Genomic DNA, 21,927 nt, shown 5'->3' with positions numbered 1-21,927 from the left:
AATCCTCGGCTTGTTTTCAGCCCGCCAAGACCTTCAGTGGATAGGGTGTTATGTCCGGAAAAGCGCAACAGCAATCTCGTATCAAAGAGTTGATCACCCTGGGTCGTGAGCAGAAGTATCTGACTTACGCAGAGGTCAACGACCACCTGCCCGAGGATATTTCAGATCCTGAGCAGGTGGAAGACATCATCCGCATGATCAATGACATGGGGATCCCGGTACACGAGAGTGCTCCGGATGCAGACGCCCTGATGCTGGCCGATGCCGACACCGACGAAGCCGCAGCTGAAGAAGCCGCTGCTGCGTTGGCTGCGGTTGAAACCGATATCGGCCGTACCACCGACCCGGTGCGCATGTACATGCGTGAAATGGGTACCGTGGAGCTGCTGACCCGCGAAGGCGAGATCGAAATCGCCAAGCGGATCGAAGAAGGCATCCGTGAAGTAATGGGTGCAATTGCCCACTTCCCAGGTACCGTCGACGGCATTCTCGCTGAATACACTCGCGTCACCACCGAGGGCGGCCGCCTGGTCGAAGTACTCAGTGGCTACATCGATCCGGATGACGGCGTCGTTCCTGCCGAAGCTGCTGCACCCGTGCCCGCTGCGGCCGGTGACGCTGCCGATGACAAGGACGATGACGAAGAAGACGGCGACAGCGACGACGAGGAAGAAGAAGGCGATGGCGGCCCGGATCCAGAAGAGGCCCTGCGCCGCTTCACCGCGGTCTCCGATCAGCTGGAAATCGCCAAGAAAGCGCTGAAAAAGCATGGCCGCAGCAGCAAACAGGCCATCGCAGAACTCAAGGCCCTGGCCGAGCTGTTCATGCCGATCAAACTGGTGCCCAAGCAGTACGATGCCCTGGTGGTGCGCGTACGTGAAGCACTGGATCGCCTGCGTGGTCAGGAACGCGCCATCATGCAGCTGTGCGTACGTGATGCACGCATGCCGCGCGCCGACTTCCTGCGCCTGTTCCCAGGCAATGAAGTGGATCTGGACTGGGCTGCCAGCCTGGCCAAGGGCAAATCCAAGTATGCGGAAGCCATCGGCAACCTGCAGGCTGACATTCAGCGCTGCCAGCAGAAACTGATCGCTCTGCAGACCGAGAGCGACCTGACGCTGGCCGAGATCAAGGACATCAACCGTCGCATGTCGATCGGTGAGGCGAAAGCCCGCCGCGCGAAGAAAGAGATGGTCGAAGCCAACCTGCGCCTGGTGATCTCGATCGCCAAGAAGTACACCAACCGTGGCCTGCAATTCCTCGATCTGATCCAGGAAGGCAACATCGGTCTGATGAAGGCGGTGGACAAGTTCGAATACCGTCGCGGCTACAAGTTCTCGACCTATGCCACCTGGTGGATCCGTCAGGCGATCACTCGCTCGATTGCCGACCAGGCACGCACCATCCGTATTCCGGTGCACATGATCGAGACAATCAACAAGCTCAACCGCATCTCCCGTCAGATGCTTCAGGAAATGGGCCGCGAGCCCACTCCGGAAGAACTGGGCGAGCGCATGGAAATGCCTGAGGACAAGATCCGCAAGGTATTGAAGATCGCCAAAGAGCCGATCTCCATGGAAACCCCGATCGGCGACGACGAAGATTCGCACCTGGGCGATTTCATCGAGGACAGCACCATGCAGTCCCCGATCGATGTAGCCACCGTGGAAAGCCTCAAGGAAGCCACTCGCGAAGTGCTTTCCGGGCTGACCGCACGCGAAGCCAAGGTGCTGCGTATGCGTTTCGGTATCGACATGAACACTGACCACACCCTCGAGGAAGTGGGCAAGCAGTTCGATGTCACCCGTGAGCGTATTCGTCAGATCGAAGCCAAGGCATTGCGCAAGCTGCGTCACCCGACCCGTAGCGAACACCTGCGCTCGTTCCTCGACGAGTAAGGTTTCATGGGTATAAAAATGGCCGGGAGCCATTTTTAACGTCGCTTGCGACGGCCCGTAGGGTGACGGCCAGGGATGGCCAGCCATAAAAAATGCCGGACAGCGCAAGCTGCCCGGCATTTTTTCGCCTGCGATATAACGTTTAGGCGCTGAGCTCGGCAAACCCCTGGCGAATCGCCTCTTCAGGCAGGTTGTCGCCAATGAAGACGATCACGCTTTCACGCTTCTCGTCCGTGCCCCACTCGCTGCCCCAGTCGAAACCATATAACCGCAGCACGCCCTGGAACACCATGCGCCGAGGCTCGCCCGCAATATCGAGCACCCCCTTGTAACGCAACAGGGAATTACCGTGCTCCTCCAGCAAGGTTTCCATAAAGCTGGAAAGCCGATCCAGATCCAGCGGCGTATCGCTAGTGAGCACCAGTGTGGAGATACGGTCGCTGCTCTTGCCAGGCACCACAGGGCGCAGACTCGGTGCGATATCGGCATTCAGGTTGAAGCCGCGCACGTCGAGCAGTTCGCTCAGGTCGATACGCCCGTGCTCCACCAGGCGGATTGGCGCCCGTCGGTTGATCCGCTGCAGGCGCTGGATCAATGCCCCTCGGGCGGCCTCATCGACGAGGTCGGTCTTGCTCAGCAGGATACGGTCGGCGAACCCGACCTGGGCCTGAGCGATGGTTTCCTGCAAGTGGCGCTCGGCGTTGGCGGCGTCCACCAGGGTGATGATGCCGTCCAGCACATAGCGCTCGCACAACTCCTCGGTGGCGAAAAAGGTCTGCGCCACCGGTGCTGGATCAGCGAGCCCGGTGCACTCGATCACCAGCCGGTCGAAGGCCAGCTCGCCGCTATCCAGTTTTTCCAGCAACAGGAACAGCGCCTTCTCCAGCTCGACATGGATCGAGCAGCAGACACAGCCATTGGCCAGGGTCATCACCTGTACCGGCTCGCTACCAAGCAACTGGCTGTCGATGGGCATTTCGCTGTATTCGTTTTCGATCACCGCGATCTTCAGGCCATGTTCGGCCTTGAGCACATGGCGTAACAGGGTGGTCTTGCCGGCACCGAGAAAGCCACTGAGCACGGTGACCGGAATGGGGGAAAAGGACATGAGCGTTCCTTGGAGCTACAAGCTTCAAGCGACAAGCTGCAAGTAGAAGCAACAGCCGCCTTGGGCTTGATGGTAAGACAGCACAAAATCAATGGCGGTGAACTACCACAGCAGTCACCGCCATCCACTTGCAGCGTGAGGCTTGAAGCTTGCCGCTGCCCTTCAGCAGCAGCGGATCGGCCGCCCCTTGCCGCCACCATAACGCGCTTCCTGGCGCTCACGAAAGAAGGCTTCGTAGCTCATCACCGGCTGGTCAGGATGCTTTCTGGTCATGTGCTCGACATAGGTATCGTAATCGGGCATGCCCACCAGCATCCGCGCGGCCTGGCCAAGGTACTTGCCCATACGGCTGAGATCATTAAACACGGGCCACCTCCGGTGCGTCGTCAGGAATGGCCTCATATGAGGCCTCCTGATCGGTGCGAAACTCCCTGCCCCAGGCAGCACGCCCGACCTTGATGGCGTAGAACAGCACGCTCAGCACCACGAACAGGAACAGCACGGTCAGGGTGGCGTTGGTGTAGGCGTTGAAGATCACGTGCTGCATCTGGCCAATATCCTTGGCCGGCGCCAGAATCTGGCCGGCATCCAGGGCATCCTGGTATTTACTGGCCAGGGACAGGAAGCCAACGGCCGGATCCGGATCGAACAGCTTGATCAGCCCTGCGGTAGTGGTGCAGATCAGCAGCCAGGTGGCCGGGATCAACGTCACCCACACATAGCGCTCGCGCTTCATCTTGATCAGCACCACGGTGCCGAGCATCAGGGCGATGCCGGCGAGCATCTGGTTGGAGATACCGAACAGTGGCCATAGGGTGTTGATGCCACCCAGCGGATCGATCACACCCTGATAGAGCAGCCAGCCCCACAACGCCACGCAACCTGCGGTAGCAACGACGTTGGCGAACCAGGACTCGGTACGCTTCAGGGAAGGCACGAAGTTGCCCAGCAGATCCTGCAGCATGAAGCGCCCGGCACGGGTACCAGCGTCCACCGCCGTGAGGATGAACAACGCCTCGAAAAGGATCGCGAAGTGGTACCAGAACGCCATGGTGTTCTCACCCGGCAGCACGCTGTGGAGAATCTGCGCGATGCCCACGGCCAGGGTCGGCGCACCACCGGCACGGGCCAGGATGGTGTTCTCGCCAATATCTCGAGCAACGGCTTCCAGCTCTTGCGGAGTGATCACGAAGCCCCAACTGCTGACCGCAGCGGCGACCGATTGGACATCCGAGCCGACCAGCGCTGCCGGGCTGTTCATGGCGAAGTACACGCCTGGCTCGATCACCGACGCGGCAACCATGGCCATGATGGCCACGAAGGATTCCATCAGCATGCCGCCGTAACCGATGTAACGAGCATGGGATTCGTTGGCGAGCAACTTGGGCGTGGTGCCAGAGCTGATCAGAGCGTGGAAGCCGGATACCGCGCCGCAGGCGATGGTGATGAACAGGAAGGGGAACAGCGTGCCCTTCCATACCGGGCCGGTGCCGTCGGTGAACTGGGTCAGCGCCGGCATCTTCAGCTCGGGCATGACCACCAGAATGCCGATGGCGAGGGCGATGATGGTGCCGATCTTGAGAAAGGTCGACAGGTAGTCGCGTGGCGCCAGGATCAGCCATACCGGTAGTACCGCGGCGACAAAACCGTAACCGATCAGCATCCAGGTGATCTGTATGCCGGTGAAGGTGAAAGCCGGGCCCCACACCGGGTCGGCGGCGATCACCCCACCGAGCCAGATAGAGCCGAGCAGCAGGATCACGCCGATCAGAGAGATCTCGCCGATCCGTCCCGGACGGATATAGCGCATGTAGATGCCCATGAACATGGCGATGGGAATGGTCGCCATCACCGTGAACATGCCCCATGGGCTTTCCGCCAGCGCCTTGACGACGATCAGCGAGAGCACCGCGAGGATGATGATCATGATCAGGAAGGCGCCGAACAGGGCGATGGTGCCCGGTATCTGGCCCATTTCCTCACGCACCAGCTCGCCCAGGGAGCGGCCGTTACGGCGCGTGGAAATGAACAGCACCATGAAGTCCTGCACCGCACCGGCCAGTACCACACCGGCGATCAGCCAAAGGGTGCCTGGCAGATAACCCATCTGTGCAGCGAGCACCGGGCCCACCAGCGGGCCAGCGCCAGCAATGGCGGCGAAGTGGTGGCCGAAGAGGATGTGTTTGTTGGTCGGGACGTAGTCCAGGCCGTCGTTGTTGAGTACGGCGGGGGTCGCGCGGGTAGGGTCTAGCTGCATCACCTTGTTGGTGATGAACAGGCTGTAGTAACGATATGCGACGAGATAGATCGCCACGGCAGCAACCACAATCCACAAGGCATTGATCGACTCACCGCGATTCAGCGCCACGGTACCCAGCGCGAAGGCGCCCAGTACGGCAACGGCAAACCAGGCGATATGGCTAGCCATTCTGGTCATTGAACATCTCCTGCCGCAGACCTTGATCCGCGACACTCATTGTTATTGTTGTGCTCCGGAAATTGGAGCCCCGCAACTATCCATCCAAGCCCCCCTTCCCGGTAATTCGCAAAACTACCCACGACCACCTACGTAGAACTACGCAGTCCACAGCCGATCAATTGCGGGGTTATGTATGCTCTGCCAGCCTCCAGCCCCGACCAACGTTCAGCCCGGAGTGAATCGATGCAACTCAAGCACAAGATCGTCGCCCTGAGCCTATTGCCCATGCTGTTGGCCGTGGCCGTGGTCTGCCTGCTGGTTCTGGTACAGAACCAGCGCCTGGGCAATCAGCAGGCCCAGCTCATCGAGCGCAGCATCCTCAGCAGCAAACAGACCGAGCTAAAGCACTATGTGGAAATGGCCCTGAGCACCATCGGGCCGCTGTACGAGAGCGGTCTCGATGACGACGAAACCAAGCGCCAGGTTCTGGCCCTACTGGCTCGCATCAACTTTGGCAGCGACGGTTACTTCTTCGTCTACGACCGCAACGGCAAGAACCTGATGCACCCGCGTCAGGGCGGGCTGGTCGGCAAGAACCTGTGGAACATGACGGACTCCCACGGCCTGCTGGTAATCCAGGCCTTGATCCGCAGCGCAACGGATGGCAACGGCTTTCAGCGTTACGGCTGGCAGAAACCCTCCACCGGGCAAATGGCCGAAAAGCTCGCCTACGTCACCGTGCTCGATCGCTGGGGATGGATGCTCGGCACCGGCATTTACCTGGAAGATGTCGATAACGCCATCGCCCAGGTTCGCCATGATGTCGGCAGCGGTATTCGCACCACCATGCTCGCCATCGCCGTAGTCGCCCTGATCGCCGTTCTGCTGGTGTTCGCCAGTGGTCTGACTCTCAATGTCAGCGAACACCGCCTGGCCGACCGCAAACTGCAACAGTTGACCCAGCGCATCATCACCTCTCAGGAAGAGGAACGTTCGCGCCTGTCTCGCGAGCTGCACGACGGTATCAGCCAGTTGCTGGTGTCGATCAAGTTCCAGTTCGAGCTGGCAGGCCACGAACTGGATGCCGGCAAGTCCGGCGCCGCCAGAACCCTGCGCCAAGGTATCGAACGCCTGGCGGGGGCAATCGGAGAAGTGCGTCGGATTTCCCACGACCTGCACCCGTCGTTGCTCGACACCCTCGGCCTGGCCTCGGCGATTGGCCAACTGGCCAGTGAGTTCGAGCAACGCAGCGGACTGAGCGTGACCTATGACAACAGCCTGGGCGATACCCGACTGAGCGACGACATGAACGTGGCCCTGTTTCGCATCCTGCAGGAAGCGCTGACCAACATCGAACGCCATGCCCACGCTACCCGCGTGGCAATCAGCCTGACAGGCGACGGCCGTAGCTTGAACCTGCGCATCGGCGATGACGGTGGCGGCTTCAGCCCGCGCGAGGCCGAACAACACAGCGGTGGCATCGGCTTGCGTAATATCCGCGAGAGGGTCGAGCACTTTGGCGGTGGTTTCAACATCACCTCGAGCTCCTCCGGCACCGTACTCAACGTTGCCCTGTTACTCTCTGCCGTCACGCCACACACCCAGGATCAGCAGTTATGAAGACGATCCGCATCGCGCTTGTCGACGACCATGTTCTGGTGCGCGACGGCATACGTACGCTGCTGTCGATGGTCGAGCACTTCGAGATCGTCGGCGAGGCCGGCAACGGCAGCGAAGCGCTGGAACTGCTCGCCCACGCACAACCCGACATCCTGCTGATGGACATCGGTCTCAAGGACATCAACGGCCTGGAACTGACCGGCATCATCAAGAAGCGCTACCCGGCGATCAAAGTGCTGATCCTGAGCATGTACGACAATCAGGAATACGTCAGCAGCTCGTTGCGTATGGGGGCGTCGGGTTATGTCCTCAAGGAAGCACCGTCCCAGGAAATCATCTCCGCCATCGATGTGCTGGCGGTCGGTGGACGCTTCTACAGCGGCGACGTGGCACGGAAGCTGGCTCAGGAAGAAAGCGAAGAAGGCGAGCTCACGCCACGCGAGCGCCAGGTTCTGCTGATGATGGCGCAAGGCCTGAACAACAAAGCGATGGCAAGAGAGCTGCAGATCAGCGTTCGCACCGTGGAAACCTACCGCCTGAACATCCGTCGCAAACTCGACATCGAAAAGCCGGCCGATCTGGTCAAGCACGCCATGGAATACGGATGGGCACCAGAGACGTAACGAGCAACCTCATGAGCAATCCACTATTCGCCTGAACAGCCGTTATGACGGCGTCGGCAAGTGAGCTTAGCTATAGTGGACAAACAAACAGAGGACAACGCCCATGAGTGACAACCACGAACGCCGACGCTTCCAGCGCATCGCCTTCGACGCCCCCGCCGAGATCGTCCAGGGCGAACGGAGCTGGCAAGTGGAGCTTCACGACATCTCGTTCAAAGGCGTTCTGGTGCGCCGCCCGTGGAACTGGGACGACGATGCCGGCCAGGACTATCTGGTACGCATCACCCTCGACGACAAGCTGCAGGTCGCGATGCAAGTGGAACTGGTACACCGCGAAGAGCGCGTGCTGGGCTTCCTCTGCCACCACATCGATCTCGATTCCATGAGCCACCTACGCCGCCTGGTCGAACTCAATCTGGGCGATGAACACCTGCTGGAGCGGGAGCTGGCAGCGCTCTGCGAGGACGAATAGCAGGCCGTGCGGCGTCCTGCCGCGGCCAGGTGCCGACGATAATTGACCTCGATCAAGATTCTTCGACAGGCCCGGCCGCAGGATAAAGACGAACCCAACAGGGGAACATTCCCCACGGAGGCATCGTCATGATCAGCGCCCCTATCGCCAAGGCAATCGACTTCCCTTCGCAGCGTCAGGCAGCACCACGACCGGCACGCTCCAGCGCCTGGATCGCGCGTATTGGCCAGCGTATGCAGCGTCGCCAATACGCCGATGCCGTCTGCCTGATCCACTGAACCAGGCGACGCGGCCAGGATGCGCTCTTATTCGAAGAGCGCGTCCAGTGCCTGCTCAAGCCGCGTAACGGCAACTACCTGCAAACCGGCTGGCGCCTCCTTCGGCGCATTGCCCCTGGGCACGATAGCGCGCTTGAAGCCGTGCTTGGCCGCCTCTTTCAGACGCTCCTGACCGCTTGGCACCGGGCGGATCTCGCCCGACAGGCCAACCTCGCCGAACACCAGCAGATCGTGAGGCAGCGGCCGGTTGCGCAGGCTGGATATCACCGCCGCCATCAACGCCAGATCGGACGCCGTTTCCAACACCTTCACTCCACCGACCACGTTGAGAAACACGTCCTGATCATAGGTGGGAATGCCGCCGTGGCGATGCAGCACCGCCAGCAACATGGCCAGGCGATTCTGATCCAGGCCCAGGGTCACCCGGCGTGGGTTACTCATGTGACTGGTATCGACCAGCGCCTGCACTTCCACCAGCATCGGCCGGGTACCTTCCCAGGTGGCCATGACGATACTGCCCGGCACTTCTTCCTGGGCGCGGGTGAGGAAGATCGCCGAGGGGTTGCTCACTTCCTTGAGGCCCTTGTCGGTCATGCCGAACACGCCCAGCTCGTTGATCGCGCCAAAGCGGTTCTTAACCGCACGTAGCAGGCGCAAGCGGCCATCGGGGTCGCCTTCGAAATACAGCACGGTGTCGACCATATGCTCAAGCACGCGCGGCCCCGCCAGCGCGCCTTCCTTGGTAACGTGGCCGACCAGGAAGATCGCTGTGCCGCTCTGCTTGGCGAAGCGCACCAGCAGCGCTGCGCTCTCGCGCACCTGGGCAACGCCGCCGGGCGCCGACTGCAGCTGCTCGGTGAAGATGGTCTGGATCGAGTCGATCACCATCACCTTGGGTTTTTCCTGGCGGGCGGTGGCGATGATGCTTTCGATGCAGGTCTCGGTCATCACCTTGAGTTTGTCTTCGGGCAGGCCCAGGCGCCGGGCGCGCATGGCCACCTGCTGCTGGGACTCCTCGCCGGTGACGTAAAGCGCCGGGAAACGCTGAGCGATATTGCACAGGGTCTGCAGCAGGATGGTCGACTTGCCGATGCCGGGGTCGCCGCCGATCAGCACCACCGAGCCATCCACCAAGCCGCCACCAAGCACGCGGTCAAGTTCTGCGGACGCGGTGGAGAAACGCGGCATTTCCTCGACGCTGACTTCGGCCAGGGTCTTGAGCTGCGCTTGCGCGCCCGTCCAGCCGCCGCGCCCGCTGGGCGTCGCCGAACCGGCTTCGAGCATGGTTTCGGTCAGGGTGTTCCAGGCGCCGCACTCACCGCACTGCCCGGCCCACTTGGGAAAGGTCGCGCCGCACTCGGTGCAGCCATACAAGCGTTTGGCCTTGGCCATGGGGAGGACTCCTGTGCAGACGAAGTCCGGATGATACGAAATAGCTGGATATATTTACAGCTTCACTGAGGGCCTGAACGCCAAGACCCGAGCCGGATTCGGGTCGCCGGCCATGGCAGTCGACCGACTCAATGGCCGGACAAACCTCTGCAGCCGCCCTGGCAGCGCTGCAACTGCAGCGCTATAGCGCTTTCCAACCGCGCGTTGCCTGCGCAGCGGCGAGCGTTCCACGCCTCCGCGCCCTCTTCACGGAAGACGCGCTCGTCGAGCCGTTCATACTCGCCCGTCAACAGGGCGAACGCCGGCGCGCAACGACACAATTGCCGCCAGTCGGCACGCGGCCCGCCGGTATCGGCGACCGGCAAACAAACCTTGGCCGTCATGGGGCGGCTCAGCCGCGGCAGGCGTTGCCGCATCCGCAGCACTGGCCGGCTTCGCGCTTGAGACGGCGGGCCAGGTCGTCCTTCAGCGCCAGGCGCTGCGACTTGAGCTGGCCCAGGGCCGCATCGTCGAGCCGTTCGATGCCGTCCTCGATACGGCAGATGCGCTTGTCCAGGGCTTCGTATTCCTCGGCCTGGTGGGCGAAGCCGGCGTCTTCCTGGCGCAGGTGATGCAGTTGGGCGCGCCACTGGGGGAAGTCATGGATCAGCGGATGGTGGTCGACGTGCATGGCAGCGCTCCTGATGGGAATCAGCCTGCAGCCTAACCGCCCGCGGCTGCCCTGCCGTTGATCCGGGTCAACCCCGCTCGGCGGGCGCGACGCCGGTCAAGGCTGGCCCTGCTGCCAACGCGTGCGGATATCGCCCCGGGCGAGGCGCTGCGCGTTGTTGCCGAAGGCATCCTCGGCGCTCAGGTCGGCGCCTTTGTCCGCCAGGGCGTCGAGCACGTCCTTGCGCTGGAACAGCGCCGCGTACATGGCCGCGGTCTGGCCGCTGCCATTGCGCTGGTCGGGGTTGCAGCCGGCGTCGAGCAGGCGCTTGGCGATGCGCAACTCGCCCTTGAAGATGGCGCCCATCAGGGCGGTGTTGCCGCGCTTGTCCTGGGCGCAGGCATCGGCGCCGGCGGCCAGCAGGCGCTCCACCGCCTCGCGGTGACCGTGGTAGGCGGCGAGGATCAGGGCGGTGTAGCCCTTGTCGTCGGCGGTGCCGAGGTCGTAGCCGGCCTGGATGAATTCGTCGAGCATGGCGCTATCGCCCGCGCGCGCCGCCTGGAAATAGTAATCGCGCAGTTGCGCCTGGATGCCTTCGGCATCGCTGGCCGGCGGCGTGTCGGCCAGCAGCGGTACGGCGCCGGTCAGCGCCACCGCGAAACATATCGTACGTAGCATGGGAAGCTCCCGAACGGCCACTGGCCGTTCCCGCTTGCACAGTAGCCGCGATGCCCGGGAAAAGCGGCATCGCGGGTAGACTGGTGAATCAGTCCTGCAGCTCGGCGGCCAGCGACTTGACCTGTGCCAGGTCGCCCTTGGCCACCTTGGTCAGGCCCTCGCCATACTGGGCATCGGCCTTGTAGAAGAACGACAGCATGATGTGCTTGCTCTCGTCTTCGGCGCCGGACAGGGCACCGCCCAGGCTGGCGATCAGGTCGCCCTGCATCTTCTTGTCGTAGGAGCGATACAGATCACCGGCCTGCTTGAAGTTCTGCTCGCGCTGGATCTTCTTCTGCTCGGTGCTGCCGCTCAGCGGCAGGTTGCTGTAGCGCGCATGCTCGGTGGCCGGACGCGGATTGATACGGCTGGGCTCGTAGTTCACCTCGGTGGTGGTGTGGCCGATGTTCGCCGCGCCATCCTGGTTGCCGTTGTTGACCGCGACCTTGGCCTGGTTGATCGGCAGGAAGGCATGGTTGGCGCCCAGGCGGTACATCTGCGTGTCGGCGTAAGAGAACAGGCGGCCTTGCAGCAGGCGATCCTCGGACGGCTCGATACCCGGCACCAGGTTGGCCGGTGCCAGGGCGACCTGCTCGGTTTCCTGGAAGACGTTGTCCGGGTTCTTGTTCAGCACCATCTGGCCGATCTTCTTGAAGGGCACGTCCGGCCAGATCTTGGTGGCGTCCAGCGGATCGAAGTCGTATTTGGCCAGGTCGGCCGGCTCCAGAACCTGGATGTACAGATCCCACTTCGGATAGTCGCCAGCGTTGATCGCGGTGATCAGGTCGCGGCTCATGTGGTTGAAGTCCTTGCCCTGAACCTGCTCCGCCTGCCGCGGGTCATGGTTCCTGGTGCCTTGCAGGCTGCGCCACTGGAACTTGACGTAGCGGTACTCGTTCTTGTCGTTGACCAGCTTGTAGGCGTGCACGCCGTTGCCGTCCATGTGCCGGTAGCTGGCTGGCGTACCTTCGTTGGAGAACAGCTGGGTCAGGGTGCGGGTGGCTTCCGGCACATGGCTGAAGAAGTCGAACAGGGTGCGGTCGCTGCCGTAGTTGGTGTTCGGGTCGGGTTTGAAGGCGTGCACCATGTCCGGGAACTTGATGGCGTCGCGGATGAAGAAGGTCGGGAAGTTGTTGCCGACCAGATCCCAGTTGCCTTCGCTGGTGTAGAACTTGGTGGCGAAGCCGCGGGGATCGCGCAGGGTTTCCGGCGAATGGTTGCCATGCACCACGCTGGAGAAGCGCACGAACACCGGCGTGGTGGTGCCGGGGGTGAAGACCTTGGCGCGGGTCAGGTCGGAAATGTCGGCGCTGGCCGTGAATTCGCCATGGGCTCCTGTGCCGCGTGCGTGCACCACGCGCTCGGGAATGCGCTCACGGTCGAAGCGTTGCAGCTTCTGGATCAGTTGCACGTCCTGCAGCAAGACCGGGCCGGTGCTGCCGGCGGTCTGCGAATTCTGGTTGTCGCCGACCGGCGCGCCGTTGTCACGGGTCAGAGGAGCGGCGTGCGCGGAAAGGGAAAACAGCGCGGCGGACAGTGTCGCCGTCATCAAGCCAAGGGCGGGTGCCCATGAAGTCCGGGATTTCATGGAGGAGTCCTCTTCTTTGTAGGGATGAGCGCGTCATGCGCCCAACAAGCCTACGAGGCTCCCGGTTCGGCTCTAAATTGAAAAAGGACAGCGCCTCCATAGGCAATGGTTATTGCTCGATTTTCTGCAAAGCTGCTACGGCCTGTTCGACATGCCGAAGCGATCAGAAACGCCCATACTGGTTGAAGGCCTGACGACGTCCAGGCCAGCAATCTGAGACTGCGGCGACGCCGATTGGCCATGAGTAACCCAACATTGCAGAGCAGGCCTCAGGCATGATCCGGGCGTGGCGGATCACACCTCGGCCAAAAACCTGTAGCCCTCAGGCATCTGCCAGTTGCTGGACGATCCTGTCCTTGAGCAGCACCCGCTCGCGGCGCAGCCGCCCCAGGGTTTCGTCATCAAAAGGTTGGTTGCCTGATTCGAGTTCGACGATACGCTTATCCAGATCCTGATAGCGCCCAACCAGGCCATCGAATCCCGGGTTGCTCTTGCGGCGCTCGGTCAGCGTATCTCCATACTCACGAAACTCCTCACGCAGATTATGCTCGGCGGTCATGGAGCACTCCTCTTCATATGGCTGTTCAAGGATTGACCTTAGACCAACGCTGCGCATGCAACTGTCCGACGAGATGCAGCCCCGCAATTCCTGCCGCAGCAGCAGCCATAACAATCGCCTGCGACTTGCGCCCACCCCGCCAGATCCTCACGCAGACCGGAACGCCGCGGCTTGAGCACCGTCAACGGCAGGCAGGCGGGTCGCTCGATGCCGTTTTCGATACGAGGGGCGGCATCCTCGAACGGCTCGGCCAGGGTGGCATAGGCAAGATTGCTGCGCTGGCGGCGCTTTTTGTTTCGGCCTGAGCGGAGTAATCGACAATGCATGGCCAGGCTCCCGGTAGATGAATCGAAGCCACTGTAGTCGGGTGCAAATCGCCCGATTCTGATCCTATTCAATGCAGTCGAATCGACTGACAGCCCCCATTGACATGCCGCTGGATCAGCGGGTAGTTGGGGCGCTGCCCCAGCTCGATCAGGGCGCGCGATCACATTGATAAACCTCCAGGCAAACTCGCGAAATGCCGTTGAATTTCCCTCGCCCCAAAATTGGCCGGCGATATGGGTCGCGACCTCCGAAATCCGTCCGAACCTTGCCACTGCGTTGTAGCGAGCGCTGAACTCCGGCCAGCCGAGATGGAGCACGTAGAACTCGTTTTCGCGGCAGGCACGCCGGGTCGCAAGCACCATCGCGCCATTCCTCGGCTCGATAGCAATGGCGTGATCGTGGAGGGGCTGGCGGATTCGGGCCGCAAACAATGGGAACTCGCGGCTACCGTATTGGTGTGCGGCGGCGGGAGAACGGCAGGAAGGCGGACGCGACAAAGCCCCGGGTTGTCCGGGGCTTTGGCCTATATGGGATCAGTCGGGCCTGCTGGTTGCAGGGATGAATCTGCTTTGCACGGCTGTCATGCGGCGGGAAACAGGTTCAGCAGCAGCGGAATGGTCACCAGGGCGAGCAGCAACGAGACGATGATGGACAGCGAAACCACATCCTGCTGATAGTCATACTTCTTGGCGAAGACATACACACCGGCGCCAATCGGCTGCGCGGCCATCACCACCGCTGCGGCCAGCCAGAGGCCTTGCTCCTGCCCCATGCCGAAGACATAGACCGCCGCCGCGAAGGTGACGGCAGGCTGCACGAATAGCTTCAGCGCGATCATGGGCACGACGATTTTGCCGATCTTGGCATTCAGGTGCTCCTTCACGTTGAGTCGGGCAAGGCCCAGACCCAGTGCGAACAGTGCAGTCGGGCCTGCCGCATTGCCCAGGAAGCGGGCAAAGGATTCGACGAAGACGGGCACACGGATGTCGAGCAGGACAAAGGCGAGTCCAGCCAGCACCGAGATGGTCAGCGGGTTTTTCACAGTGGTCAGCGCTGCACCGCCCACGCTGTGCAGCAACGGCGTGCGGCCTTCGCCTTCGTTCGCGCGCTTGGAGAACACGTCCCAACTGATGATCACGGCCATGATGGCGGGGATGTTGTGCAGGATCGTCGCCAGCGCAGCGGGCAGTGCTGCCTGCTCGCCATAGACAGAGATCAGAATCGGCACCCCCATGTAGCCGGTCGTGCCGTAGCATGCCCCCATGCCGAGGATGGAGGCCTGCGGTAACCCGATCTTCATGCTCTTGGCGATCAGCGTGGCGATGAGGTAGCACGTTGCGATCCCGATCAGGGTGGACAGGATGAAACCCCATTGCTTCAGGTCTCCTGTATCCGCACGAGCAACGGCAATGAACAGCAGCGCAGGCAACGCAACGTACAGGACATAGTCGTTGATCAGTTTGTCCGCACTGCCGCTGTCTGGTTTCAGTCGCCCATAGCCGTAGCCGACTAGGATGACGAGGAATATTGGGGCGACGATCAAGAACACGGGCGAACCTCCCTGGATTTGTTTGAATGGATGGAAGAAGACCAGCCTCGAAGTCGCTCCGAGGCCGCCCTGTGATTACTCGATGAAGTCCCTTGCATACCGGCCGACGTTGGCGGCGTAGATAACATCGGAGGCATAGAACCGGATCAACTCGCCGCGTATCCGCTCGAATTCTTCGTGCTTCCTCGGATAGGCATCCGTCAGAATGGCGTCGATCTTTTGCTTGACCAGTTGCACGGTGGGGTGGTCGTTGGCTTCCGATTCGAGTCCCTCGTCCTGGAGAATGCGCTGCACCGTGGCGTCATGCAGTCCCGTGCTGTTGAGGAAGTACGGGATGTCGCGCGCAGCACCTAGGAACGCCGGAATGTTGGCGGCCCCCATGTTCTCCTGATTGACGATATGCCCGCTGACCGGCCGGTACAGGTCGGGCATGGAGAGGAATGTCCTTTCCGACAGCCGGGCCGCCTCGATGACCGCAGCGGAGTCCAGGGGCTGTTGTTTGATGGTGATATTCTGCTCCTTGAAGATCAGATCCAGTATCTCGATGGCCGGCAGGCCGGAACGGTTTCCGGTTCCGGCAAAGCCACCTTCGATGATGTTGAATCCGTGGTAGAGCGAGGCCAGCGCGTTCTGCAGACCAAGTCCGCGATCGTTGTGCGCGTGAAGACAGAAATCGGTGTTCGGATACTGATGGCGCAAATTGGCCGCCAGTACCGCCATGGCTTCGGGATAGAGCGTGCCCAGGGAATCGTTGATGCGGACGGTTTGAATGTCCTGTGCAATGGATCGATCAATATCCTTGGCGATTTTTTCGTAGGACTCTTCGTCGATGCCGGTGCTGAAGTTGTTCAGCAGACTGACGCGAAAACTATTGAAGCCCCATGCACGCAATTGTTCCGTGGTGCGCTCGAACAGTTGTTCTTCCGACTTGTGGGACACCATGCCGAAGCTGATGGTCAGGTAGTCCTTCAATGCATCCGGAAAGGACTCGAACTGCGGCATGATAGGTTCATGGCAGTTCAGCAGCATGATGAACGAGAACCGCGTTCCCGCAGGCAGACCGCCATTTTCCTGAAGAGCGTTGATGGTCTGGACGAGATATGTCGGGTCTTTCGGGCCGGATCCGTAAACAATGTCCCGCACTCCAGATTGGAGAACTTTGGAGATCAGCGGAATCTTGTCTTGTGCAGGTACGGAGAATGCGCAGCGCTCTGCACCTTCCCGGAGAGTTTCGTCCAGGATTCCGTCAATGCTGAAATCACAGTAACGCGGGGTGTGATTATCAGGAAACTTGAGAAGGGCCATATTTATTCACTCCTTGAATGAAGCATATTTCGCCTGAAGTATTGAGTTGGGAAAACGCCGGCTCCATGAGTTTGCTTGAGGCGCCATGATCTGCTAAATGAATTATGGATTCGCTATAATCGAGTGAGTCGATAGCAGGTGGGCTCGGGGGCAACATGAAGCTGACAGCACAAACGGATCGGCTGGAGGGACGCGGCATCACGCTGGAGCAGTTGCGCGCGTTCGTATTCATTGCCGAGTACGGCGGCTTCGGGCGTGCAGGCGAGGAGTTGGGGCGTACGCAATCGACGCTCAGCGCTGGCCTTCGCCGCCTGGAGGAGGATGTGGGGTGCCGCCTGATCGAAAGACGACAGGGGCACATCCTCGGTCTCACTGAGGATGGCCGGCAACTGCTACCTGCGGCGCGCGACATCCTGCTGCGCACCAACCGGGCGATTGGCGCGTTGAAGAAGACCCACCTGAAAGGCCGCGTGGCACTCGGCGTGCCAGATGATTTCCAAATCGGGAACCTGCACGAGATCATTTCGCTGTGCTTGGAAGAGAACCCCGGCCTGCGGGTAGAGATCACGGCCGCCTCATCCACCGTACTGTCGGCCATGGCGGCGCAACAGCAGTTGGATGTCGTCATCCTCAAGGGCATGGCTGGCCAGCCACTGATCTCCGAATCGGAACGGGTTCTGCGCGTCGAACCCCTGCACTGGGTGAGCTCGGGCGCTGTACATTTCAGCGAGATGGACGAGATCCCGCTGGTCACCTTCCCGGACGGTTGCGTCATCCGCAAATGCGCGGTGTCCGCACTGGAGCATGTCGGGCGCCCGTACTACTTCTCCTATGTGAGCGGGTCGTTCGACAACATCCGCAGCGCCGCAGCGAGTGGGCTTGGCATTGGCTTGCTGCCCAAAAGCGCACTGTCGGAGGATCTGTATGTGCTGACTCCGGAGGATGGCGCGCCCAGTGTCCCGGCCATTCAGCTCGTGCTGGGCGTGACGCGACCCGGCAAGCTCTACAAGCTCTTTACCAGCTACATCGACCGGGGGTTGGGCGCGGTAGCGTGATCCCGTCGCCGGAAATCCCCCCGCCCTGCAAGTCGCACGCAGTCGTCCCACAACGCCGGGGCAACTTTATGCTGAGAGACAAAACCCTATGGACAACTATCAATTCGCCTCGACCGAACGACTCGACATTGCCTATCTCGAATGGAACCCGCAGGGAGCACGAACCGCCATTCTGCTGCACGGCTGGCCTGATAGTCCCGAGTGCTGGAAGACTGTTGCCCCGGCTCTTGCCGATGCAGGCTACCGCGTGCTGGCGCCTGCATTGCGCGGATTCGCACCGACCCGGTTCCGCGAGGCCGCCACACCGCGCAGTGGCCAGTTGTCCGCCCTGGGCCGCGACCTGCTGGATTTCATCAATGTGCTCGGACTTACACAGCCCGCACTGATCGGCCATGACTGGGGTGCCCGCGCCGCTGCCAACGCCTGTGGCCTGCAGGCGGGTGTCGCCTCGCACCTGGTGTTGCTGTCGGTGGGTTACGGCACCAACACCCCGAACCAGCCGCTGGCTCTGCCGCAGGCACGCGACTACTGGTATCACTGGTACATGGCCACGCCGCGCGGCGCACAGGTGGTGCGTGATGAGCGCGAGGCCTTCGCCCGCATGATGTGGGACACATGGGCGCCGGAAGGCTGGTACGACCCGGCCGACTTCGATGAAGCGGCGCGTGCATTCCAGGGGCAGGATTGGGCTGAGATCGTGCTGCATTCCTACCGCCATCGCTGGGGCTTCGCCGAGGGCGATCCGGCCTATGCCGAGGATGACGCGCGCCTGCAACCTGCGCCCGCTCTGACTGTGCCGACGCTGGTGCTGCATGGCGGTGCCGATACTTGCAATCACTCCGACAGCTCCAAGGGGCGGGAGGAATTCTTCAAGGGCGGCTATGCGCGGCAGGTGCTCGATGGCGTGGGGCATTTCCCGCAGCGGGAAGCGTCGCAGCGCGTTGCCGAGGCCATCCTGCGGTTTTGCCAGAAATAAGCGATAGCGCTCCGCAGTGCGGAGACCAAGGCTATGTGTTCATCGTTCTGAGTTGGGCGTACTCGATGAACAAGGCATCGATGTGGACGAGCATCTCATGTCCACGCAGCAGAGCCTTGCGCATGGATCACAGCGGGGATTAGGTTTGTAATCAATTCGGACAATTTCCCGATAGAAGGGTCACAAGCGATACGCGCGGCCTGGCGACGGTGTATGGCAGACGAGCGGGAGTGATTTACACTTCAGCACACAAATCAGACTAATGGGGGTTGCAAATGGGCATCATCAACGAATTCAAGGCGTTCGCCGTCAAGGGCAATGTCGTCGACATGGCGGTCGGTATCATCATTGGTGCTGCATTCGGCAAGATCGTTTCGTCCTTCGTCGGCGACGTGATCATGCCACCGCTGGGGCTACTGATCGGCGGGGTGGACTTCTCCGATCTGGCGATCACCCTCAAGGCCGCCGAAGGCGACTTGCCGGCGGTGGTACTGGCCTACGGCCAGTTCATCCAGACCATGATCGACTTCATCATCGTCGCCTTCGCCATCTTCATGGGCGTCAAGGCGATCAATCGCCTCAAGCGTGAAGAAGCCGTGGAGCCTTCGGTTCCGCCAGCGCCGAGCACCGAGGAAGTGCTGCTGACGGAAATTCGTGACCTGCTGAAAGCGCAGCAGCAGCACAAAGACTGACAGCAACCCCATCGATGAAAACGGCGCCCCACGAGGCGCCTTTTCTTTGATACCAGCCGGTTACACGGCCGACTCGGTAGCTTCAGGTTTCAGTAGCATCCGCGTTACCCGACGCTCCTTGACCTCGATCACCGTCAGTTCCCAGCCCAGATATTCGACCTTGTCACCGATCAGCGGCAAGCGATCGAGCAGGCTCATGGCCAGACCCGCGAGGGTCTGGTAGTCATCCGTCGGACGAGCGGCGAAGTCCATCCGCTCGCGCAGCACCGCCAGGTTGACTGCACCATTGACCCGGAAACCACCCTCCACTTCCTCGACATCCGGGCCATCCACCTCGCTGGCGTCCGGCAATTCACCAGCGATGGCCTCGAGAATGTCGGTCAGGGTCAGCAGACCTTCGAAACCACCGAACTCGTTGACCACGAAAGCCACGTGGGTGGATGCCAGGCGCATCTGCTCCAGGGCGCTGAGCACAGTGGAACTGTCCGGCAGATTGATCGGCGCACGCACCAGGCTTTCGATATCCGGCTGCTGGCCTTTGAGCAATTCCTTGAACAGCTCCTTCTTGTGGATGTAGCCCAGGGGTTCATCGCGGGAGTCGTTGCGGGTCACCACGAGACGCGAGTGCGGCGAGTCGAGCAGCGCCTGGTGGATTTTCTCCGGGGCGTCGTCGAGGTTGATGCGGTCGACTTCCATGCGGTCGGTCATGACCTTCTGGATCGACTGCTCGGCCAAGTTCAGTACGCCACTGATCATCACCCGCTCGCGGCGGTCGAACAGCGCGGTTTCGCCCTGGTTACCATCGAGCATGTCGGCGATGTCCTCACCGACCTCGTCGGCCTGCACCTTGCCGCCCAGCATGCGCATTACCGCGTGGGCAGTGCGGTCGCGCAGGCCACGCTGGCCCTGCAGGCTGCGCTTGCGACGCGAGCGAGCGACCTGGTTGAACAGCTCGATAAGAATCGAGAAGCCGATGGCCGCGTACAGATAACCCTTAGGAATGTGGAAACCCAGGCCTTCGGCGGTCAGGCTGAAGCCGATCATCATCAGGAAGCCCAGGCACAGCATGATCACCGTCGGCCGCGCGTTGACGAAAGCGGTCAGCGGTTTGCTGGCGACAATCATCAGGCCGATGGAGATGATCACCGCGATCATCATCACTTCCAGGTGTTCGACCATGCCCACGGCGGTGATCACCGCGTCCAGCGAGAACACCGCGTCGAGTACGATGATCTGCGCCACAACCGGCCAGAACTTGGCATAGGTACGCGCGCCGCCATGCTGATGCACGCGGCCTTCGAGGCGCTCGTGCAGTTCCATGGTGGCCTTGAACAGCAGGAACACGCCACCGAAGAGCATGATCAGGTCACGTCCGGAGAAGGATTTGTCGAATACCTCGATAAGCGGATCGGTCAGTGTGACCAACCAGGCCATGCTCGCCAGCAGACCGAGGCGCATGATCAGCGCCAGGCTCAGGCCGATCACCCGCGCGCGGTCACGCTGCTCGGGCGGCAACTTGTCGGCGAGGATGGCGATGAACACCAGGTTGTCGATGCCCAGGACGATTTCCAGGACGATCAGGGTCAACAGGCCCAGCCAGGCCGTTGGATCAGCGATCCATTCCATTTAGTGCGTTGCTCTCTCAAGGATAAAACGAAGGCAGCCGAAAGCATCGCGCAGACACAAGGCAAGCGCGTGAAGTCTCGACTGACTGGAAGAATGCGCGGCGTTCTGCTGCGCGGAAGGCTGGCACCGGGCGATGCCGCCTTTGGGAAATACCGCCCTCGTCCATAACGGCGAGGGCGATCGTCTACTGTCGCTGTCCATGAAGACCGGAAAGTGGAAAACAGACCCGGCAATCTACTGGAGCCCGAGTCACACTGAAAGGAGCCAGTTTGTAACCAGTCTTTACCAGTAGTTTTCCACTGCCACCTGGCCCGGTCGACGTGTAAGGCTCAGGTTCATGCCGCGCACCTTGAGGCGTTGGCGGATGTCATCGATCATCTGCGGGTTGCCGCAGATCATCAGTCGCGAATGTTCGGGGCTCAGTTCCAGACCAGCGGCACGCTCCAGCTCGCCGCTGTCGAGCAAATCGGTAATGCGTGCGTTCAGGCAACCAGGCGACTGCTCGCGAGTAATCACCGGCAGATAGGTGAGTTTGTGGGTGTACTCGGCCAGGTGCTCCAGCTCGGCGAAACCGCGGATCATCGGCTGATAAGCCAGCTCGGCGACCGTGCGCGCGCTGTAGACCAGCACGATGCGCTCGAAACGCTCCCACACTTCGAAGTCCTGCAGCATCGACAGAAAAGGCGCGATACCAGTCCCACTGCCGAGCAGCCACAGATCGCGGCCGTCTACGAAACGATCCAGGGTCAGGTAACCCGTCGCCATCTTTTCCACGAGCAAGGTATCGCCAACACGCAAACGACTCAGTTCACTGGTGAACTCGCCGCCGGGCACCACGATGGAAAAGAACTCCAGGTGCTCGTCATGGGGAGCGGAGACCAGCGAGTAGGCGCGCCAGACCACACTGCCATCGGCCTTTTCCACACCGAGTCGGACGAACTGCCCGGCGCGGAAGCGAAAGCCCGCATCGCGGGTGGTGCGCAGGGTGAACAGGCTCGGGGTCAGGGTCTGCACCTCTAGCAGGGTCTGGCAGGTGAACTTGTCTTCGCTGACGGTCATGCGGGGCTCCAGGGC

General features: G+C 61.3%; 21 protein-coding genes and 1 pseudogene. 8 read left to right on the top strand and 14 right to left on the bottom strand.

Annotation, left to right across the window (positions count from 1 at the left end; translation table 11 throughout):
- Positions 1 to 50 precede the first annotated feature (50 nt).
- The gene (gene rpoD, locus DNK10_RS10380; RefSeq protein WP_131180986.1) at positions 51 to 1,898 is read left to right on the top strand and encodes an RNA polymerase sigma factor RpoD; all 1,848 of its coding nucleotides are present in this window, start codon (positions 51 to 53) and stop codon (positions 1,896 to 1,898) included.
- 142 nt (positions 1,899 to 2,040) lie between these two features.
- Here rpoD and yjiA read toward each other — a convergent pair whose 3' ends face one another.
- The 3 genes from yjiA to DNK10_RS10365 form a co-directional block, all read right to left on the bottom strand.
- On the bottom strand, positions 2,041 to 3,006 hold the full coding sequence (gene yjiA / locus DNK10_RS10375) for a GTPase (RefSeq protein ID WP_131191489.1): 966 nt from the start codon (positions 3,004 to 3,006) through the stop codon (positions 2,041 to 2,043).
- Between the two features lie 162 nt (positions 3,007 to 3,168).
- Entirely contained in the window at positions 3,169 to 3,372 is a 204-nt protein-coding gene (locus tag DNK10_RS10370; RefSeq protein ID WP_131180984.1) for a YbdD/YjiX family protein, read from the bottom strand.
- The gene (locus DNK10_RS10365) at positions 3,365 to 5,443 is read right to left on the bottom strand and encodes a carbon starvation CstA family protein (protein WP_131191488.1); all 2,079 of its coding nucleotides are present in this window, start codon (positions 5,441 to 5,443) and stop codon (positions 3,365 to 3,367) included. The genes DNK10_RS10370 and DNK10_RS10365 overlap by 8 nt, the downstream gene beginning before the upstream one ends.
- A gap of 225 nt (positions 5,444 to 5,668) precedes the next feature.
- Between DNK10_RS10365 and DNK10_RS10360 the strand changes: the two genes are divergently transcribed.
- From DNK10_RS10360 to DNK10_RS25865, 4 genes are all read left to right on the top strand, one after another.
- Positions 5,669 to 7,045 (top strand): cache domain-containing protein, encoded by a 1,377-nt coding sequence (locus DNK10_RS10360; RefSeq protein ID WP_131180982.1) that lies wholly within the window; start codon positions 5,669 to 5,671, stop codon positions 7,043 to 7,045.
- On the top strand, positions 7,042 to 7,668 hold the full coding sequence (locus tag DNK10_RS10355) for a response regulator (RefSeq protein ID WP_131180981.1): 627 nt from the start codon (positions 7,042 to 7,044) through the stop codon (positions 7,666 to 7,668). Before DNK10_RS10360 ends, DNK10_RS10355 begins: the two co-directional genes overlap by 4 nt.
- 103 nt (positions 7,669 to 7,771) lie before the next feature.
- Entirely contained in the window at positions 7,772 to 8,140 is a 369-nt protein-coding gene (locus DNK10_RS10350) for a PilZ domain-containing protein (protein ID WP_131180980.1), read from the top strand.
- Between the two features lie 128 nt (positions 8,141 to 8,268).
- Positions 8,269 to 8,418: a hypothetical protein gene (locus DNK10_RS25865; protein WP_165495975.1), complete on the top strand. Its 150-nt coding sequence runs from the start codon at positions 8,269 to 8,271 to the stop codon at positions 8,416 to 8,418.
- A 27-nt stretch (positions 8,419 to 8,445) separates the two neighbouring features.
- Here DNK10_RS25865 and radA read toward each other — a convergent pair whose 3' ends face one another.
- The 9 genes and pseudogenes from radA to DNK10_RS10305 all read right to left on the bottom strand — a co-directional run bounded on the left by radA (position 8,446) and on the right by DNK10_RS10305 (position 16,504).
- On the bottom strand, positions 8,446 to 9,810 hold the full coding sequence (gene radA, locus DNK10_RS10345) for a DNA repair protein RadA (RefSeq protein ID WP_131191487.1): 1,365 nt from the start codon (positions 9,808 to 9,810) through the stop codon (positions 8,446 to 8,448).
- Between the two features lie 128 nt (positions 9,811 to 9,938).
- Entirely contained in the window at positions 9,939 to 10,193 is a 255-nt protein-coding gene (locus DNK10_RS10340) for a hypothetical protein (protein ID WP_131191486.1), read from the bottom strand.
- Positions 10,194 to 10,201: 8 nt separating this feature from the next.
- The gene (locus DNK10_RS10335; RefSeq protein ID WP_131173231.1) at positions 10,202 to 10,480 is read right to left on the bottom strand and encodes an HP1242/YdcH family protein; all 279 of its coding nucleotides are present in this window, start codon (positions 10,478 to 10,480) and stop codon (positions 10,202 to 10,204) included.
- A gap of 96 nt (positions 10,481 to 10,576) precedes the next feature.
- Positions 10,577 to 11,137 (bottom strand): ankyrin repeat domain-containing protein, encoded by a 561-nt coding sequence (locus DNK10_RS10330; RefSeq protein WP_131180976.1) that lies wholly within the window; start codon positions 11,135 to 11,137, stop codon positions 10,577 to 10,579.
- A gap of 88 nt (positions 11,138 to 11,225) precedes the next feature.
- Positions 11,226 to 12,725, bottom strand: coding sequence for a catalase (locus DNK10_RS10325; protein ID WP_208738809.1), 1,500 nt, complete (start codon positions 12,723 to 12,725; stop codon positions 11,226 to 11,228).
- A 361-nt stretch (positions 12,726 to 13,086) separates the two neighbouring features.
- The gene (locus DNK10_RS25860) at positions 13,087 to 13,323 is read right to left on the bottom strand and encodes an HP1242/YdcH family protein (RefSeq protein ID WP_165493647.1); all 237 of its coding nucleotides are present in this window, start codon (positions 13,321 to 13,323) and stop codon (positions 13,087 to 13,089) included.
- Between the two features lie 427 nt (positions 13,324 to 13,750).
- Positions 13,751 to 13,994: pseudogene (locus tag DNK10_RS10315) on the bottom strand (type IV conjugative transfer system coupling protein TraD); the annotation flags it as partial.
- A gap of 236 nt (positions 13,995 to 14,230) precedes the next feature.
- Positions 14,231 to 15,199, bottom strand: a complete 969-nt coding sequence (locus DNK10_RS10310; protein ID WP_131191483.1) for an AEC family transporter — start codon at positions 15,197 to 15,199, stop codon at positions 14,231 to 14,233.
- Positions 15,200 to 15,274: 75 nt separating this feature from the next.
- Positions 15,275 to 16,504, bottom strand: coding sequence for a beta/alpha barrel domain-containing protein (locus tag DNK10_RS10305; RefSeq protein ID WP_131191482.1), 1,230 nt, complete (start codon positions 16,502 to 16,504; stop codon positions 15,275 to 15,277).
- Positions 16,505 to 16,659: 155 nt separating this feature from the next.
- Here DNK10_RS10305 and DNK10_RS10300 point away from each other — a divergent pair, with 155 nt between their 5' ends.
- From DNK10_RS10300 to mscL, 3 genes are all read left to right on the top strand, one after another.
- Positions 16,660 to 17,559 carry a LysR family transcriptional regulator gene (locus DNK10_RS10300; RefSeq protein ID WP_208738805.1) on the top strand — a complete coding sequence of 300 codons (900 nt, stop codon included), beginning with the start codon at positions 16,660 to 16,662 and terminating at the stop codon, positions 17,557 to 17,559.
- Positions 17,560 to 17,647: 88 nt separating this feature from the next.
- Positions 17,648 to 18,535 (top strand): alpha/beta fold hydrolase, encoded by an 888-nt coding sequence (locus DNK10_RS10295; protein ID WP_131191481.1) that lies wholly within the window; start codon positions 17,648 to 17,650, stop codon positions 18,533 to 18,535.
- 275 nt (positions 18,536 to 18,810) lie between these two features.
- Positions 18,811 to 19,227, top strand: coding sequence for a large-conductance mechanosensitive channel protein MscL (gene mscL, locus DNK10_RS10290; RefSeq protein WP_131180973.1), 417 nt, complete (start codon positions 18,811 to 18,813; stop codon positions 19,225 to 19,227).
- Between the two features lie 60 nt (positions 19,228 to 19,287).
- On the opposite strand, the gene DNK10_RS10285 is transcribed toward mscL, so the two are convergent.
- Positions 19,288 to 20,853 (bottom strand): TerC family protein, encoded by a 1,566-nt coding sequence (locus DNK10_RS10285; protein ID WP_131191480.1) that lies wholly within the window; start codon positions 20,851 to 20,853, stop codon positions 19,288 to 19,290.
- A gap of 282 nt (positions 20,854 to 21,135) precedes the next feature.
- Entirely contained in the window at positions 21,136 to 21,912 is a 777-nt protein-coding gene (locus DNK10_RS10280) for a ferredoxin--NADP reductase (RefSeq protein ID WP_131180971.1), read from the bottom strand.
- Positions 21,913 to 21,927: the final 15 nt, after the last annotated feature.

The sequence above is a fragment of the Phytopseudomonas daroniae genome, from assembly GCF_004327275.1.
Taxonomy (GTDB): Bacteria; Pseudomonadota; Gammaproteobacteria; order Pseudomonadales; family Pseudomonadaceae; genus Aquipseudomonas; species Aquipseudomonas daroniae.
This window is presented reverse-complemented; position numbering and strand designations above follow the sequence as displayed.

Excerpts from the sequence above, each read along its gene's own strand:
- DNK10_RS10285 (WP_131191480.1), bottom strand. The coding sequence starts at position 20,853 with ATGGAATGGATCGCTGATCCAACGGCCTGGCTGGGCCTGTTGACCCTG.
- DNK10_RS10280 (WP_131180971.1), bottom strand. The coding sequence starts at position 21,912 with ATGACCGTCAGCGAAGACAAGTTCACCTGCCAGACCCTGCTAGAGGTG.
- radA (WP_131191487.1), bottom strand. The coding sequence starts at position 9,810 with ATGGCCAAGGCCAAACGCTTGTATGGCTGCACCGAGTGCGGCGCGACC.
- DNK10_RS10355 (WP_131180981.1), top strand. The coding sequence starts at position 7,042 with ATGAAGACGATCCGCATCGCGCTTGTCGACGACCATGTTCTGGTGCGC.
- DNK10_RS10335 (WP_131173231.1), bottom strand. The coding sequence starts at position 10,480 with ATGCACGTCGACCACCATCCGCTGATCCATGACTTCCCCCAGTGGCGC.
- DNK10_RS10330 (WP_131180976.1), bottom strand. The coding sequence starts at position 11,137 with ATGCTACGTACGATATGTTTCGCGGTGGCGCTGACCGGCGCCGTACCG.
- DNK10_RS10305 (WP_131191482.1), bottom strand. The coding sequence starts at position 16,504 with ATGGCCCTTCTCAAGTTTCCTGATAATCACACCCCGCGTTACTGTGAT.
- DNK10_RS10295 (WP_131191481.1), top strand. The coding sequence starts at position 17,648 with ATGGACAACTATCAATTCGCCTCGACCGAACGACTCGACATTGCCTAT.
- mscL (WP_131180973.1), top strand. The coding sequence starts at position 18,811 with ATGGGCATCATCAACGAATTCAAGGCGTTCGCCGTCAAGGGCAATGTC.
- yjiA (WP_131191489.1), bottom strand. The coding sequence starts at position 3,006 with ATGTCCTTTTCCCCCATTCCGGTCACCGTGCTCAGTGGCTTTCTCGGT.
- DNK10_RS10360 (WP_131180982.1), top strand. The coding sequence starts at position 5,669 with ATGCAACTCAAGCACAAGATCGTCGCCCTGAGCCTATTGCCCATGCTG.
- DNK10_RS25860 (WP_165493647.1), bottom strand. The coding sequence starts at position 13,323 with ATGACCGCCGAGCATAATCTGCGTGAGGAGTTTCGTGAGTATGGAGAT.
- DNK10_RS10325 (WP_208738809.1), bottom strand. The coding sequence starts at position 12,725 with ATGACGGCGACACTGTCCGCCGCGCTGTTTTCCCTTTCCGCGCACGCC.
- DNK10_RS10350 (WP_131180980.1), top strand. The coding sequence starts at position 7,772 with ATGAGTGACAACCACGAACGCCGACGCTTCCAGCGCATCGCCTTCGAC.
- DNK10_RS10365 (WP_131191488.1), bottom strand. The coding sequence starts at position 5,443 with ATGACCAGAATGGCTAGCCATATCGCCTGGTTTGCCGTTGCCGTACTG.
- DNK10_RS10340 (WP_131191486.1), bottom strand. The coding sequence starts at position 10,193 with ATGACGGCCAAGGTTTGTTTGCCGGTCGCCGATACCGGCGGGCCGCGT.
- DNK10_RS25865 (WP_165495975.1), top strand. The coding sequence starts at position 8,269 with ATGATCAGCGCCCCTATCGCCAAGGCAATCGACTTCCCTTCGCAGCGT.
- rpoD (WP_131180986.1), top strand. The coding sequence starts at position 51 with ATGTCCGGAAAAGCGCAACAGCAATCTCGTATCAAAGAGTTGATCACC.
- DNK10_RS10300 (WP_208738805.1), top strand. The coding sequence starts at position 16,660 with ATGAAGCTGACAGCACAAACGGATCGGCTGGAGGGACGCGGCATCACG.